Annotated in this window: 12 protein-coding genes; 2 read left to right on the forward strand and 10 right to left on the reverse strand. The window is 64.7% G+C overall.

The genetic code is table 11. From position 1 onward, the window contains the following. Positions 1-157 precede the first annotated feature (157 nt). From VFF99_RS01320 to VFF99_RS01345, 6 genes are all read right to left on the reverse strand, one after another. A complete protein-coding gene (locus VFF99_RS01320; protein WP_325014248.1) occupies positions 158-1,867 on the reverse strand; it encodes a long-chain fatty acid--CoA ligase in 1,710 nt (569 codons plus the stop codon). 93 nt (positions 1,868-1,960) lie between these two features. Beyond that, on the reverse strand, positions 1,961-2,725 hold the full coding sequence (locus VFF99_RS01325) for an SDR family oxidoreductase (RefSeq protein WP_325014249.1): 765 nt from the start codon (positions 2,723-2,725) through the stop codon (positions 1,961-1,963). Continuing rightward, complete coding sequence (locus VFF99_RS01330; RefSeq protein ID WP_325014250.1) at positions 2,725-3,936, reverse strand: acyl-CoA dehydrogenase family protein; 1,212 nt, start codon at positions 3,934-3,936, stop codon at positions 2,725-2,727. The genes VFF99_RS01325 and VFF99_RS01330 overlap by 1 nt, the downstream gene beginning before the upstream one ends. A gap of 31 nt (positions 3,937-3,967) precedes the next feature. Next, complete coding sequence (locus tag VFF99_RS01335) at positions 3,968-4,402, reverse strand: hotdog fold thioesterase (RefSeq protein ID WP_325014251.1); 435 nt, start codon at positions 4,400-4,402, stop codon at positions 3,968-3,970. 7 nt (positions 4,403-4,409) lie between these two features. Further along, positions 4,410-5,183 (reverse strand): SDR family oxidoreductase, encoded by a 774-nt coding sequence (locus VFF99_RS01340; RefSeq protein ID WP_325014252.1) that lies wholly within the window; start codon positions 5,181-5,183, stop codon positions 4,410-4,412. 4 nt (positions 5,184-5,187) lie between these two features. Next, the gene (locus VFF99_RS01345; protein ID WP_325014253.1) at positions 5,188-5,895 is read right to left on the reverse strand and encodes a histidine phosphatase family protein; all 708 of its coding nucleotides are present in this window, start codon (positions 5,893-5,895) and stop codon (positions 5,188-5,190) included. 96 nt (positions 5,896-5,991) lie between these two features. Here VFF99_RS01345 and VFF99_RS01350 point away from each other — a divergent pair, with 96 nt between their 5' ends. Then, positions 5,992-6,894 carry a LysR family transcriptional regulator gene (locus VFF99_RS01350; RefSeq protein WP_325014254.1) on the forward strand — a complete coding sequence of 301 codons (903 nt, stop codon included), beginning with the start codon at positions 5,992-5,994 and terminating at the stop codon, positions 6,892-6,894. Here the strand turns inward: VFF99_RS01350 and VFF99_RS01355 are convergent. The 3 genes from VFF99_RS01355 to VFF99_RS01365 form a co-directional block, all read right to left on the reverse strand. Continuing rightward, positions 6,891-8,441, reverse strand: coding sequence for a methyl-accepting chemotaxis protein (locus VFF99_RS01355; RefSeq protein WP_325014255.1), 1,551 nt, complete (start codon positions 8,439-8,441; stop codon positions 6,891-6,893). The genes VFF99_RS01350 and VFF99_RS01355 overlap by 4 nt on opposite strands. Before the next feature lie 148 nt (positions 8,442-8,589). Further along, a complete protein-coding gene (gene fumC, locus VFF99_RS01360) occupies positions 8,590-9,984 on the reverse strand; it encodes a class II fumarate hydratase (protein ID WP_325014256.1) in 1,395 nt (464 codons plus the stop codon). 100 nt (positions 9,985-10,084) lie between these two features. Beyond that, on the reverse strand, positions 10,085-12,979 hold the full coding sequence (locus tag VFF99_RS01365; RefSeq protein ID WP_325014257.1) for a bifunctional diguanylate cyclase/phosphodiesterase: 2,895 nt from the start codon (positions 12,977-12,979) through the stop codon (positions 10,085-10,087). A 270-nt stretch (positions 12,980-13,249) separates the two neighbouring features. Here VFF99_RS01365 and VFF99_RS01370 point away from each other — a divergent pair, with 270 nt between their 5' ends. Continuing rightward, positions 13,250-13,735 carry an SRPBCC family protein gene (locus VFF99_RS01370; protein WP_325014258.1) on the forward strand — a complete coding sequence of 162 codons (486 nt, stop codon included), beginning with the start codon at positions 13,250-13,252 and terminating at the stop codon, positions 13,733-13,735. Positions 13,736-13,780: 45 nt separating this feature from the next. Here the strand turns inward: VFF99_RS01370 and VFF99_RS01375 are convergent. Beyond that, on the reverse strand, positions 13,781-13,992 hold a 212-nt coding region (locus VFF99_RS01375; protein ID WP_325014261.1), incomplete at its 5' end, for a DUF3579 domain-containing protein.

Raw genomic sequence — 13,992 nt, forward strand, 5'->3', positions numbered from 1 at the left:
CACATGGCCAGAGCGAAAACCACCGCGCTGCGACATTTTTTCGTATTCATATCTGCTCCATTCGAGCTGTCACATACGGGGGACGCATTCCTGCGTGCAACAGAAATGCGCTCGAAGGTTCGATGTTCTCCACCGGGCGAAGGTTCTTGGCAATTTGTTACGCAATGTTTCGCTTTCGCTCTTCCTCGTCGATCAACTCTTTCTTGGAGAGCTTGCCGACCGGCGTGCGAGGCAGCTGATCGCGGATCTCCATGGCCTGCACCATCTCGTGCTTGCCGAGGCGGCGCTTGAGGAAGGTCTTCAGTTCTTCGAGCGTGATCCGGGGCGCGCCGGGCTTGAGCACGATGAAAGCTTTCGGCGACTCGCCACGGTAGGCGTCGCGCACGCCGATGACCGTCACTTCGGCAACGGCGGGATGTTCATAGATCGCTTCCTCGATAATGCGCGGGTAGACATTGAATCCGCCGCACAGGATCATGTCCTTGGTGCGGTCGACGATGTACACGAAGCCGTCCTCGTCCATCCATGCGACGTCGCCGGTGCGGAAGAATCCATCCTTCGTCATCGATGCCGCGGTTGCTTGCGGATTCTTCCAGTAGCCCTTCATCACGTTCGGTCCCTTGATGCACATCTCGCCGCGCTCGCCCGGCGCGACTTCGACGGCGGGGTCGTCGACGCGCACGAACTTGAGCGTCACGCCCACCGTGGGCATGCCGCAGGAGCCGACCTTCTGCATGCCGTACACCGGTGTGAAGGTGCCGGTGGGCGAAGTCTCGGTCATGCCCCAGCCTTCCACGAGGCAGCAGCCGGTGAGATGCTGGAAGCGCTGGTTCACCTCGACAGGCAGAGGCGCGCCGCCGGAGCCGCAGAACTTGAGCGAGGCGAGGTCGTGGTTCTCGATGCCGGGATAATTGATGATGGCGGTGTACATGGTCGGCACGCCGGGAAAGACGGTGATCTTCTTTGCCGCGAGGTCTCTCACGACGGTCTCGGTGTCGAACCTCGTGTGCAGCACCAGTTCCGCGCCCATGCCGACGCCGAACAGCATGTTCACCGTCAGCGCATAGATGTGGAACAGCGGCAGCACGGCGAGCACGCGTTCCCTGCCCTCGTCCAACACGCGGTTCTCGCCGCCGGTGACGGCACGCAGCTGGCTGACCGCGGTGCTCAGGTTCGCATGCGTGAGCATCGCGCCCTTGGGCAGGCCGGTCGTGCCGCCGGTGTACTGCAGCACGGCGAGCGCGTCTTCCAGCTTTTCCAACGGCTGCGGCTGGTACATGCCGTCGTTGTCGAGCAGCTGCGAAAAACGGATGTGCCGTTCGTCTTCGGATACAGTGGCCAGCTGGTCGTTCGCCAGCATGTGGGCGTGCACGGCGCCGGGATTGCCGCTCATCTCGCCAAGGCTGCCGACCACCAGCGTTTTCAGCCGGGTGCAGCCGAGCAGGCGCGCCATCGGCGGATACAGCAGGGCGAGGTCGAGCGTGACGATGATATCGGTCTCGCTGTCTTCCACCTTGTGCTCCAGCACCCGTTCCGCATCCAGCGGCGAATAGTTGACTACCGTGCCGCCGGCCTTGAGCACGCCGAAGAAGCCGATGACGTAGTGCGGCGTATTGGGCAGGTACAGGCCGACATGGACGCCGGGCTTGACACCGAGCTGCTGGAAACCCTTCGCGGCGCGGTCGACCAATGCCTTCAGCTCCTGATAGGTGAAGCGGCGGCCCATGAAATCGAGGGCTGGGTTGTCCGGCCATTTTTCCGCCGCGTCGTCGAGCAGCTGCTGCACCGGCATGGTCTGCAGCTCGGCATCCCAGTGGATGCCCGGGGGATAGGATTTGATCCAGGGAAAATCGCGACTGCGCTTCATGCCTGCTCCACTCCTTTCAGCGTAAAACGACACCGCCCCGGACACCGGAGTTTATCCAGCGCCGGGGCGGCATGGGTGATATCACCGGAATGCTCAAATCGCCGTCAGCCCGCCATCCACCGCCAATTGGTGGCCGGTCACGAAGGAGGCGGCATCGGAGCACAGCCAGACGGCCGCGTTCGCGATCTCCTCCGCCTCGCCCAGGCGTCCGATCGGATGCGCCTTCAGGATGCTCTTTTCGCGGCGCGGCTCGCGCTCCAAGGCACGCTCCAGCATCGGCGTGCGGATGATGCCCGGGCACACCGAATTGACGCGGATGCCGGCCTTGCCGTACTCGGCGGCGGCGGTCTTGGTCAGGCCGACCACGGCGTGCTTGCTGGCGGCATAGAGCGGCATGAGCGGCGCGCCGACCAGGCCGGCAACCGATGCGGTATTGACGATCGTGCCGCCGCCCTGCTTCAGCATCTGCCGGATCTCGTGCTTCATGCACAGCCACACGCCCTTGACGTTGACGCCGATAACCCGATCGAAGGTCGCTTCGTCGGAATCGGCCAGCGGCAGGTGCTCGATCTCGATGCCGGCATTGTTGAAGGCGCAGTCCAGCCGCCCCCAGCGTTCCACGACGGCGGCCACCATCGCCTCTACCTGTGCCGACTGCGACACGTCGGTCTTGACGAAGAAGGCTTCGCCGCCCGGCTGCGCGATCATCGCCACCGTATCTTCGCCGCCCTTCGCATCGACGTCGACCACGGCGACACGCGCCCCGGCAGCGGCGAACGCGAGCGCCGCGGCGCGGCCGATGCCGCCCGCCGCGCCGGTCACGAGGACAGACTTGCCTGCAAACCCTTGCTTGCTCATTACTTGTACTTCCTCAGTTCCAGCTTGCCGATCTGGTTGCGGTGCACTTCATCCGGGCCGTCGGCAATGCGCAGCGAGCGCGCGCTGGCGTAGCCGTGCGCCAGCACGGGGTCGGCCATGCCGCCACCGCCGTGCGCCTGGATGGCCCAGTCGATCACCTGGCAAGCCATGTTCGGCGCGGCCACCTTGATCATGCCGATTTCCTTGAGCGCCGCCTTGTTGCCGACGCGGTCCATCATGTCCGCGGCGTTGAGCACCAGGAAGCGTGCCTGGTCGATCAGGATGCGCGCTTCGGCGATGCGTTCCAGCGTCACGGTCTGTTCCGCTACCGGCTTGCCGAAGGCAACGCGTTTGAGCGTGCGCTGGCACATCTTTTCGAGCGCGCGTTCGGCCAGGCCGATCAGGCGCATGCAGTGGTGGATGCGGCCGGGCCCAAGGCGGCCTTGCGCGATCTCGAAACCGTGGCCCTCGCCCAGCAGGATATTCTTGGCCGGCACGCGCACGTTCTCGAACAGCACTTCGCCGTGGCCGTGCGGCGCGTCGTCGAAGCCCAGCACCGGCAGGTGGCGCAGGATGGTGATGCCGGGGGTGTCGCGCGGCACCACGATCATCGACTGCTGCTTGTGGGTCTCGGCGTTCGGATCGGTCTTGCCCATGAAGATGAAGACCTTGCAGCGCGGATCGTTGGCGCCGGAGGACCACCACTTGCGGCCGTTGATCACGTAATGGTCGCCGTCGCGCTCGATGCGGCTTTCGATGTTCGTTGCGTCCGACGACGCGACCGCGGGTTCGGTCATCGCAAAGCAGGAGCGGATCTCGCCGGCCAGCAGCGGCTTGAGCCACTGCTCTTTCAGTTCTTCGCTCGCATAGCGTTCCAGCGTTTCCATGTTGCCGGTGTCCGGCGCGGAGCAGTTGAACACTTCGGCGGACCACAATGCGCGGCCCATGATTTCGCACAGCGGCGCGTATTCGAGGTTGGTCAGGCCGGCGCCGTTCTTCGATTCGGGCAGGAACAGGTTCCACAGCCCCGCGGCCTTGGCCTTGTCCTTCAGCTCCTCCATGATCTTCGTCGGGATCCAGGCATTGCCTTTCGCGCGATTGGCCTCGACTTCCTGGTAGAAAGTCTCCTCGTTCGGATAGACGTGTTCGTCCATGAACGCAATGAGGCGTTGTTGAAGTTGTTTGACTTTGTCGCTGTACTGGAAGTCCATCTGTCGCTCCGTGGTGACGTGGTTGAGTGCGTTAGTGTTTCGGTTCGATGTTGCGTGCGGTGGCGAGCGCGGTGGCGCACAGCGTCTGCTGCCCGTCGCGCACGGAATACACTTCCGCCGCGCTGACGGTGATGAGCTTGCCGGCGTTGACCACGCGCCCCTTTGCCAGCAGCTTTTCACCATTGGCCGGCCCGACGATCTTGAGCGTGCAATCGATGCTGGCGTTGATCCAGCCCGGCGGCAGCAGCGTGCCTGCCGCCGCGACGGCGGCGAAGTCGGCGGCGGCGAAGATGGCGGTGGCCTGCATCTGGCCGGGGCGGAAACTCAGTTCGTCGCGGTACGGGATTTCGACGTCGACTTCACCCGCTGCGATGCGGGCGAATCGCAGCCCGACCGACTGCGCCATCGGCATCGCGAGAACAGCGCGGCGCAGGGTGTCGGCAAATGCGGGATTGGGCGCGTCCATCGCGGTCTTATCCCAGCAGGTAGCCGCCGTCGACGTTGATGCAGGTGCCGGTGGTGTAGCTCGCCGCGTTGGAGGCGAGATACAGGACGGCGCCCGACATCTCGTCCGGCTGGGCAACGCGGCGCATCGGCACGTGCGGCATCATCTTGTCGAGCACGGCTGGGTTCTGCACCAGCGCGGCGGCGAACTTGGTGTCGGTGGGGCCCGGCAGCAGCGCGTTCACGCGCACGCCGAACTGCGCGCATTCCTTGGCAAACGCCTGGGTCATCGAGATGACTGCGGCCTTGGTGATCGAATAGATGCCTTGCATGTCGCCCGGGATGACGCCGTTGACGGAAGCGACGTTGATGATGCTGCCGCCGCCGCTCTGCTTCATCAGCTTGGCACCCGTCACCGAGGCAAAGAAATAGCCGCGGATGTTGACATCGACCGTCTTCTGGAACGACGACAGGTCGGTATCGAGGATATGGCCGAAGTAGGGATTGGTCGCGGCATTGTTGACCAGCACATCGAGGCGCCCGTGCTTTTTCTCGATTGCGGAAAACAGCGCTTCGATCTGCGCCATTTCGCCGATGTGGCAGGCGATCGCTTCGGCGGAACCGCCGGCTTCACGGATGGCGGCGACTACCGATTCGCAGCCCTCCACCTTGCGACTGGAGACGATGACATGGGCGCCGTAGGCGGCAAGGGTCTTGGCGATCGATTCGCCGATGCCGCGGCTGGCGCCGGTGACGAGGGCGATCTTGCCGGAGAGGTCGAACAGGTTTGCGTTGGTTGTCATAGCGTTAGCGGTAAGTGATGGATTCGGGTTGTCCCAGCCATTCAAGGTGGGCGTAGTTGTTCAGGTAGCTGAGCGTGACGCGGCCCGGCTGGTAGAAAAGCTTGGTCATCGCGCAGTTCACCAGCGTCCAGTTCAGCTCCGCCACCTGGCGGTCGGACAGGCCGAGCACATGCTGGCAGATGGTGGAGATGGTGCCGCCGGAGGTGAACACGATGATGTTCTGCGACTTGTCGGCGCTATCCACCAGCCGCTGCAACGCATCGACGCAGCGCTGGCGGAAGGCGGGCCAGGGCTCGCGGTAGTCGCTGTCGTACTGGCCGCTCATCCAGCGCGACATCGCTGCCTGGAAGATGTCCTGGAAGGCGTACTTGGCTTTCGGATGGGAAGCGAGGAAGCGCTTCACCTCTTCCGGGTCTTCGAAATCGGGACGGTGGCGCACCAGCACTTCGTGATGGTTGTATTCGTCGAAGCCGGGATCGGTGGACCAGTCGGTATCGACGCAGTACGCCTTGGGCAACTGGCCGATGCAGGCGTCGGCCGTCTGGCGGTGACGCTTCAGGCTGCCAGTCACGACGCGATGGAAGCGCTGGCGGGAATTGGCAAACCATTCGCCGAGCAGGCGCGCCTGCTCCAGGCCAAGCTCGGACAACTGGTCATAGTTCGCGCTGCCGAACGATGCTTGTCCATGCCTGACCAGATAGATTTGTCCCATTGCGAATGCCTGTCGATGAATTGCGGGTTGTGGAAAGCATATCGCCAGGGTTAGAATCGATCAAATGAATAGTTATTATCAGATTCGATAAATTCCATGCATATTTCCCGCGTCGACCTGAACCTCTTTACTGTCTTCGAGGCAATCTACACGGAAGGGAGCGTGACGCGGGCAAGCCAGAAGCTGAACCTGACCCAGCCGGCGATCAGCCATGCGCTGGGGCGGCTGCGGCAGATGTTCGACGATCCGCTGTTCGTGCGGCAAGGGCATGCAATGGTGTCCACGCCGCTGGCGCGAAGCATCATCGATCCGATCCGCCGTTCGCTGCGCAGCCTGGAAGTGACGCTCAATGGCGTGCACGCCTTCGACCCGGCCACCACTGAGAAGCGCTTCAACATCGCGTTGCGCGATGTGCTGGAAGCAACCATCCTTCCGCCCCTGATGCTGCAGGTGAGCAAGGCGGCGCCGCTGGTGGACGTGGCGGCCAGCCAGGTCGAGCGGCGCGAGCTGCAGAGCGAGATGGCCAACGGCACGCTGGATGTGGCGATCGACGTCCTCCTCCCGCTGCCCAGCGACATCATGCATACGCGCATCTACCAGGACTCGACGGTGGTGGTGGCGCGCAAGGGGCATCCCGCCATCGACGGCGCGATCGACATCGACACTTACCTGAAGCAGGACCACATCCTCGCCAGCTCGCGCCGCCGCGGGCCGGGGCTGGAGGATTTCGAGCTGAGCCGGTTCGGCATGGAGCGGCGTATCCGGCTGCGCTGCCAGCACTACTTCGCCGCCTGCCGCGTGGTCAGCGAGACGGACATGATCCTCACCATGCCAGGGCGCTACGCGCGCATCGCCAACGAGCAGTTCGGCAACCAGGTCCTGCCCTTCCCGCTCGACGTGCCGGCCTTCGATGTCTTCCTCTATTGGCATTCGAACGTGGACAACGATCCGGCCAACCGCTGGTTCCGGGAACAGGTGATGCAGTCGGTGAAGGATTAGCGGACGGACTGCGCCGCGCTGCCGGAGCGGTAGCCCATGCGGAAGCCGCCCCAGTGCCGGCCATTGACGAGGATCGGCACCGACAGGTCGTGCATCACTTCGCCGGTATCGCGCTTGTAGGTCTGCAGCAGGAAGGGTTTGGTGTTCGATCCGCAGCGCGCGCCGGTGCGGTCGTTGAAGATGCGCTTGGTGCGATTGTTGACGAGGTCGGTGTCGTAGTCGCCGGTCAGGGGCTGCGAGAACTTGCGGTTATGGGTGGGGAAGTAGCCGTTGTTGTCCACCGCGCCGGCATAGGCGATGTGCGGCATCTTTTGCAGGATCGGTTCCTGGATCGCGGGCAGCACGCGGTCGGTGAAGGCGTCGAAGGCGGTGCGGTGCTTTTGCGGATTGGTGTTGGGGATCGGCGTGTAGTTGCGGTCGAACAGTGCCGCTTCCGTGATCTGGCCGCCGGCAATCGCCTGCTCGAACAGCTTGCCGATCTCGGCGGCCGCCTGCTGCGCCACCCGGCGGATGTCGTCATGCGCGGTTTGCACGCGGCATGCGCTGGCCGCATCGAACAGCCCTTCCGCGCGCTCCGTCAGCACCATCGCCGATTTCGATGCGAGCGGCAATTCCGCTTCCGTCGCCAGCATGCCGTCGCGGATCTGCAGGATGCCTTCGGCGATGCGGCGGGTGGTGCCGACATGCTCGCGCGACGCGGCCGCGATCTCTTCGATTTCCGCCTGCGAAGTGCCGGACAGGCGCTCGATATTGCCGAGATAGCCGTGCACCTTTTCCACGTTCTGCGCCGCGTCCATCACCTTGCCGGTGAGCGCGCCCATACCGGCCGCGGCCCGCTCGGCTTCTTCATTGATCTCGCGCACCATGACGCCGATATCGCGGGTGGCGGCCGTGGTGCGCTGCGCGAGCTGGCGCACCTCGCCGGCGACCACCGCAAAACCGCGGCCGTGCTCGCCGGCGCGCGCGGCTTCGATCGCCGCATTGAGCGCGAGAAGGTTGGTGCGGGCGGCGATTTCATCGATCGTTTCGGTGATGCCGTGGATGCGGCGCGCCTTGTCCTGCAGCGCGCCCATCATGCCGGAGGCGCGCTGCGCATCTTCGCGCGCATCGCCGATCTGGCGCAGGCCCTGATCCACTTCGGCGCGCCCCGCCACACTCTCGGCGCGCACATCGGCAGCCACCTTCGATGCCCGTTCGGCGTTGGCGGCGATCTGCTCGGTGGCCTGCGCGGTCTGCTGCGTGCCGCCGGCGATCTCTTCGGTGGTCTGCAGGTCGGTGTCGACTTTTTTCTTGATGACGTCGACAAAGTAGGACGTCTCGGCGGCGCCAATCATCAGGTGGTCGATCTCCTCGCCGACTTTCTGCGCAAAGCTTCCAGCGTCACCGCCGGAGCGCTTGCCGAGGCGCGCGGCGATCGCCATGCCGGCCGCGCAGGCCGCAAGCGCGATGAAGAAGGGATGGAGCGCAAGGCCGGCGAGCCCTACGAATGAAGCGATCAGCGCGCTCACCGCGAGCGCGGCGGCCGGTAGCAACAGGTAGCGCAGCATGTCGGACTCCCCAATGTTCTTTCACGACGCCAAAGGCGCGCGCCCGGGCATGGGCCCGGATCGTTCGATGATGGGAGAGGAAGATTACGGCTTCCTTACTGAAAGTCGCCGGTGTTGTTTGAACCGGAATTCACAGTTTGCGGCGCCGTCACTCTGATGGTTTTGTCATGTCTTCCGGCCGCACCCAGCGGTCGAAATCCGCTTCAGACACAAATCCGAGCGCCAGCGCAGCCTGCTTGAGCGTGCTGCCTTCGCGATGCGCGCGCTTGGCGATCTGCGCGGCGCGGTCATAGCCGATATGCGGCGCCAGCGCCGTCACCAGCATGAGCGAACGTTCCATCAGCTCGGCGATGCGGTCACGGTTGGCATCGATGCCCTGCACGCAATGGGCGTCGAAGCTGCGCATGCCGTCGGCCAGCAGGCGCACGCTTTGCAGGAAGTTGTGCACGATGAGCGGCTTGAAGACGTTCAGCTCGAAATTGCCCGATGCGCCGCCGAAGTTGATCGCGACATCGTTGCCGAACACCTGGCAGCACAACATGGTCAGCGCCTCGCACTGTGTCGGATTGACCTTGCCCGGCATGATGGAGCTGCCGGGCTCGTTCTCGGGAATGACGATCTCGCCGAGGCCGGAACGCGGGCCGGAGGCCAGCCAGCGGATATCGTTGGCGATCTTTGTGAGCGCGGCGGCCAGCGTCTTGAGCCCGCCGTGCATCGCGACCATGGCGTCATGCGAGGCGAGCGCGGCGAACTTGTTCGCGGCGCTCCGGAAGGGCAGGCCCATGCGGTTCTCCAGCTCGACGCTGACCCGCTCGCCGAAGGCCGGATGCGTATTCAGGCCGGTGCCCACAGCGGTGCCGCCGACGGCCAGCTCGCACAGCGACGGCAGCATCGCTTCAATCGCGGAACGCGCATGATCGATCTGTGCGACATAGCCGGAGAATTCCTGCCCGAGCGTGAGGGGCGTCGCATCCTGCAGGTGGGTGCGGCCGATCTTCACGATGTCGGCGAAGGCGCCCGCCTTGTGGCCCAGCGTCGCGCGCATCGCATGCAGGGCGGGAAGCAGGCTGTTGGCCACGGCATCGGCGGCGGCGACATGCATCGCCGTGGGGAAAATATCGTTGGACGACTGGCCGAGGTTGACATCGTCGTTCGGGTGCACGAGGCGCCCTTCCCCGCGCGGTCCGCCAAGCAACTCCGAGGCGCGGTTGGCCAGCACCTCGTTCATGTTCATGTTGCTCTGGGTGCCGGAACCGGTTTGCCACACGGACAGGGGGAACTCGTCCGGGAGACGGCCCTCAATTACGTCATCGGCAGCGCGGATGATGGCGTCGGCCTTCGCCGCGTCGAGCCGGCCGAGGTCGCGGTTGACCACGGCACAGGCGCGCTTGACCGTCGCCAGCGCGAGGATGAGTTCGCGCGGCATGGTTTCCGTCGAGATGCTGAAAAATTCGCGCGAGCGTTGCGTCTGCGCGCCCCACAGGCGGTCTGCGGGCACGGCAATCGGCCCGAAGGTATCGCGCTCTGTCCTGGTTTGGCCCATGCTTTGCTCCCGGTCGTTGAGCGGTTTGATCTGCTGCCCGCCGGTGCGTTCCCTGCATCCCGGCGCAACGGCATTATGGCGTTATGGCGCCGGCACTGCCTCAGGTGCCGACAGCGGCGTCGGGAGGCGCTGCCCGCTGTGCCGCCGCGGCATGCAGCAATGGCACGCGGCGACGGTTGCGCAGCAGTTCCTCGCAATCTTCGGCCGGCATCGGCCGGCTGAAGAAATAGCCCTGCATGTAGTCGCAGCCGTGGCGCTGGAGGTAGGTCAGCTGCGCCTCGGTTTCGACGCCTTCCGCAATCACCTTCAGACGCAGGCTGTGCGCCAGCGAAATGATGGATGCCACGATGGCGGCATCGTCGGGATCGACGGTCAGGTCGCGCACGAAAGACTGGTCGATCTTGAGCAGGTCGATCGGGAAGCGCCGCAGGTAAGCCAGGCTGGAATAGCCGGTGCCGAAATCGTCGATCGACAGGTGCACGCCGATCGCCTTCAGGTTGTGCAGGATGCCGACCGCGTGCTCGATGTCGTTCATCATCATGCTTTCGGTCAGCTCCAGTTCGAGCAGGCGCGGTGCGAGGCCGGTTTCGTCGAGGATGTCCTTGATGGTCGAGACCAGGTCCTGCTGGTAGAACTGGCGCGGCGAGAGGTTCACCGCCACCCGCACCGGCCCGAAGCCGGCGCGCAGCCATTCCATGCTTTGGCGGCAGGCGGTGCGCAGTACCCAATTGCCGATCGGGACGATGAGGCCCATCTCCTCCGCCAGCCCGATAAAGCGGGCGGGCGACACCGCGCCGAGCACCGGGTGCCGCCAGCGGATCAGCGCTTCGACGCCGAGAATGCCGCCGGTGCTGAGGTCGGCCTGCGGCTGGTAGTGCAGCACGAATTCTTCCCGCTCCAGCGCGTTGCGCAAGTCGCCTTCGAGGCGCAGCCTCTCCATCGCGCGCTCGTTCATGGCCGGCGTATAGAACTGGAAATTGTTGCGGCCGGTTTCCTTGGCACGATACATCGCGATACCGGCGTGCTTGATCAGCGTATCGGCATCCGAACCGTCGCCCGGGCAGACGGCGATGCCGATGCAGCAGCCCATCACGAATTCGTAGCCCTCGATCACGATGGGCTGCGCGATGGCTTCCATGATGCGCTGGACGACCACCGGGGACAGGTTGTCTTCGGTGCGCTCGGGCAGGAGAAGCACGAACTCGTCGGCGCTCAGCCGCGCGATGGTGTCCGAGTCGCGCACCGCGTCGCGCAGGCGCTGCGCGACGATGTTGAGCAACTGGTCGCCGGCGCGATGGCCGAGCGTATCGTTGACGAACTTGAAGCGGTCCAGGTTGAGAAACAGCACCCACACCGGATGCCCATAGCGCTCCGCATAGGCGCTCGCCTGCCGCAGGCGGTCCAGCAACAGGCTGCGGTTGGCCAGGCCGGTGAGGGTATCTCGGTTGGCCTGGAACTCCAGCTCGGCCTGGTAACGCTTGGTCGCCGTGATGTCGTACAGCGCAACGACGAAGTGGTTCACCTCATCGGATTCGTCGCGCACCGGCGCCAGGTAGATATCGCTCCAGAACATGCGGCCGTTCTTGCCGTAATTGCGCAGGATGGCATGGGTTTCCCGCCTTTCGCGGGCGGCCGCCAGGATTTCCTGGATCTCCGGCTGGTCGCGGTCGTCTGCCCACAGCAGGCTGCAGCTGCGGCCGAGCACATCGTTCGCGGTGTAGCCGGTGATGCGTTCGAAGGCCGGGTTCACGTATTCGATCGGGTACTTCGGCGGCAGTGCGCTGGTGATGATGATGGCATTCGCGCTGGCATCGATGGCGCGCTGGCGCAGTTGCAGCCCTTCCTCGGCACGCTTGCGGGCGGCGATATCCTCGACCAGGAGTTCGTTGGCCTGGCGCAGCTCGGCGGTGCGCTGAGCGACCAGCTTGTGGATGCGGCGCGAGCGCGACGCCAGCACGTGTGCAAATGCCCCCAGCAGGATGCTGAACAGCACGCCGCCGATCAGCACGTTCAGCGAGCCATCGTGCTGTGCGGTGAACAGGCGCTGCTCCGCCGATATCACCACGCGCCACGTGCGCCCGGCGATGTCGAAATTGTGCACGATCTCGGCGGGACGGTCGTAGAAGAGCCAGCCGGGAAGCCAGGATTGCGCGTCCGACTGGAAGGGTTTGGGCCCCGTGCGGTAGGCGAGGAAGCTTTCGTCCAGCGTGGCCGCTGCATACACGCTGACGCCGACGCCGGTGTCCTCGAGCAGCCCGTTGGCGCGAAGGATCTTGTCGATGAGATCGGCGGCATTGAACACGGCGGCGGTGTCGCCGATGGTGGCCTTGCGCCTTGCCTCGACGGTATCGAGCGGCACGCCGTGGCGATACACCGGCATGAGCACGAGGAAGCCGCGCAACTTGCCGCCGCCCTGCGCCAGCGTGATGAGGCCGGTCGAGGATTCCTGCCCGGTCTCGATGGCGCGGTCGAGCGCGGCCAGCAGCGGGCCGTTGTGCGACACATCGAGGCCGAACGCCGCTTCGTTGCCGCGCATCGGCTCGATGTAATCGACCACCAGGTGCCGCTCGCGGGGCTCGGCCGGAACAGTTCCGCCGTCCTTCATGCGCGTCATTGCAAAGCCCGGGAATCGGGTCTGCATGTCCGCGACGTAGGCATCACGCTCGCCGTCGGCCACGAAGCGGTGGAAGTTGAAAGCCTGTACGTAAGGGTGCCGCTGCAGCAGCGGCTCGGTAAAGATGCGGAACTGCTCGCGGCTGACCGGCTCGACGGTCGCGAAGAACTGGTTGAGGATCTTCAGGAGCTGGACCGTCTGGGTCAGCTGCTGCTGAAGCGTGACGGTGCGGACATTGGCGCGCTGCTGGAAATCGAGGTCGACCTTGTCATGCTCCAGCCGGCGCAGGCCGAGAAACACCGCGGTCGTGCAGACAAGCCCCAGCACCAGCGCGACGACGGCGGCGGCGGAAAGGTTCAGGGGCAAGCGACTTCGCGGCATGAGTGCTCCGGTATGTACTTCCTGTGAAACAAGTCGCTCGGCAAGATGACGGGCCTTTGCCAAGGGGATCGTGCGAATGCTGCATAGGGTAGCGCATTTATTACCTCCGGGAAAGAGTGAACACTTGTTCCGCGCCCCCGTCCGGCATGCCGCGGCCGGGTTGTGGTTATGCATCAACAGGCCGGCCCGGAAGCCGGGGTCGATGCAGTTCAAAACGCAGGCCGGAACGCGGTCTATAGTGCAATTCAAGACCATCCACAGTGGCAAATCATGGAATACCGGCTACTTACGCTCTGGCGCTTCGCGGCCCCGCACCGGCCGGTGTTCGACGCCGTATTCGACTCCTTGCAGTGGCCCGCGTGGTGGCCGGGCGCGGAGCAGGTTGAACACCTCGCGGAAGGGGATGCGGACGGGATCGGCGCCCTGCGGCGCTATGTATGGAAGGGCCGGCTCCCTTACCGGCTGTCTTTCGTGGCGCGCACCACGCAGATCGAGACGCCGCGCGTCCTCGCAGCGGAAGTCGACGGCGACCTTGCCGGTACAGGTCGTTGGACCTTTTCCCACGACGGCGGCATCACGACGGTTCGTTACGAATGGCGGGTGCGTACGACACGCATGTGGATGAATGCGCTTGCCCCGCTCACCAGCGGGATTTTTGCGCGCAACCATCATGCCACCATGCAGCAGGGCGGCGAATGCCTGGCGCGGCGGCTTGGTGCGCGGCTGGTGGATGCGTTCTACGGCGAGTTGCCCTAGCGGGAAGCGTTGCTGGAAAAACCGTGAGGCGGGCCGCCTGGGCTATCAGGCCTTTTTTTCGGCCGGCTCGGGCAGCAGGCAGGCGTCGACGATCTGCAAGTCATTGTCCTTCGCAAAGTTCAGGACAAAGTGATAGGCCAGCGGCTCGATATCCCGCAAGGCCTCGTTCACCACCACCGATTTGACTCCGCCGAGCACCGTCGGCCGGACATAGGGGGAGTACCGGAGATGAGCGCCCGGTCCGCGCACGCCGTCCG

Origin of the sequence: Noviherbaspirillum sp., from assembly GCF_035654295.1 — a bacterium.
In the GTDB taxonomy this organism is placed as follows: domain Bacteria; phylum Pseudomonadota; class Gammaproteobacteria; order Burkholderiales; family Burkholderiaceae_D; genus Noviherbaspirillum.

Excerpts from the sequence above, each read along its gene's own strand:
- VFF99_RS01340 (WP_325014252.1), bottom strand. The coding sequence starts at position 5,183 with ATGACAACCAACGCAAACCTGTTCGACCTCTCCGGCAAGATCGCCCTC.
- VFF99_RS01345 (WP_325014253.1), bottom strand. The coding sequence starts at position 5,895 with ATGGGACAAATCTATCTGGTCAGGCATGGACAAGCATCGTTCGGCAGC.
- VFF99_RS01335 (WP_325014251.1), bottom strand. The coding sequence starts at position 4,402 with ATGGACGCGCCCAATCCCGCATTTGCCGACACCCTGCGCCGCGCTGTT.
- VFF99_RS01325 (WP_325014249.1), bottom strand. The coding sequence starts at position 2,725 with ATGAGCAAGCAAGGGTTTGCAGGCAAGTCTGTCCTCGTGACCGGCGCG.
- VFF99_RS01355 (WP_325014255.1), bottom strand. The coding sequence starts at position 8,441 with ATGCTGCGCTACCTGTTGCTACCGGCCGCCGCGCTCGCGGTGAGCGCG.
- VFF99_RS01370 (WP_325014258.1), top strand. The coding sequence starts at position 13,250 with ATGGAATACCGGCTACTTACGCTCTGGCGCTTCGCGGCCCCGCACCGG.
- VFF99_RS01320 (WP_325014248.1), bottom strand. The coding sequence starts at position 1,867 with ATGAAGCGCAGTCGCGATTTTCCCTGGATCAAATCCTATCCCCCGGGC.
- VFF99_RS01365 (WP_325014257.1), bottom strand. The coding sequence starts at position 12,979 with ATGCCGCGAAGTCGCTTGCCCCTGAACCTTTCCGCCGCCGCCGTCGTC.
- VFF99_RS01330 (WP_325014250.1), bottom strand. The coding sequence starts at position 3,936 with ATGGACTTCCAGTACAGCGACAAAGTCAAACAACTTCAACAACGCCTC.
- fumC (WP_325014256.1), bottom strand. The coding sequence starts at position 9,984 with ATGGGCCAAACCAGGACAGAGCGCGATACCTTCGGGCCGATTGCCGTG.
- VFF99_RS01350 (WP_325014254.1), top strand. The coding sequence starts at position 5,992 with ATGCATATTTCCCGCGTCGACCTGAACCTCTTTACTGTCTTCGAGGCA.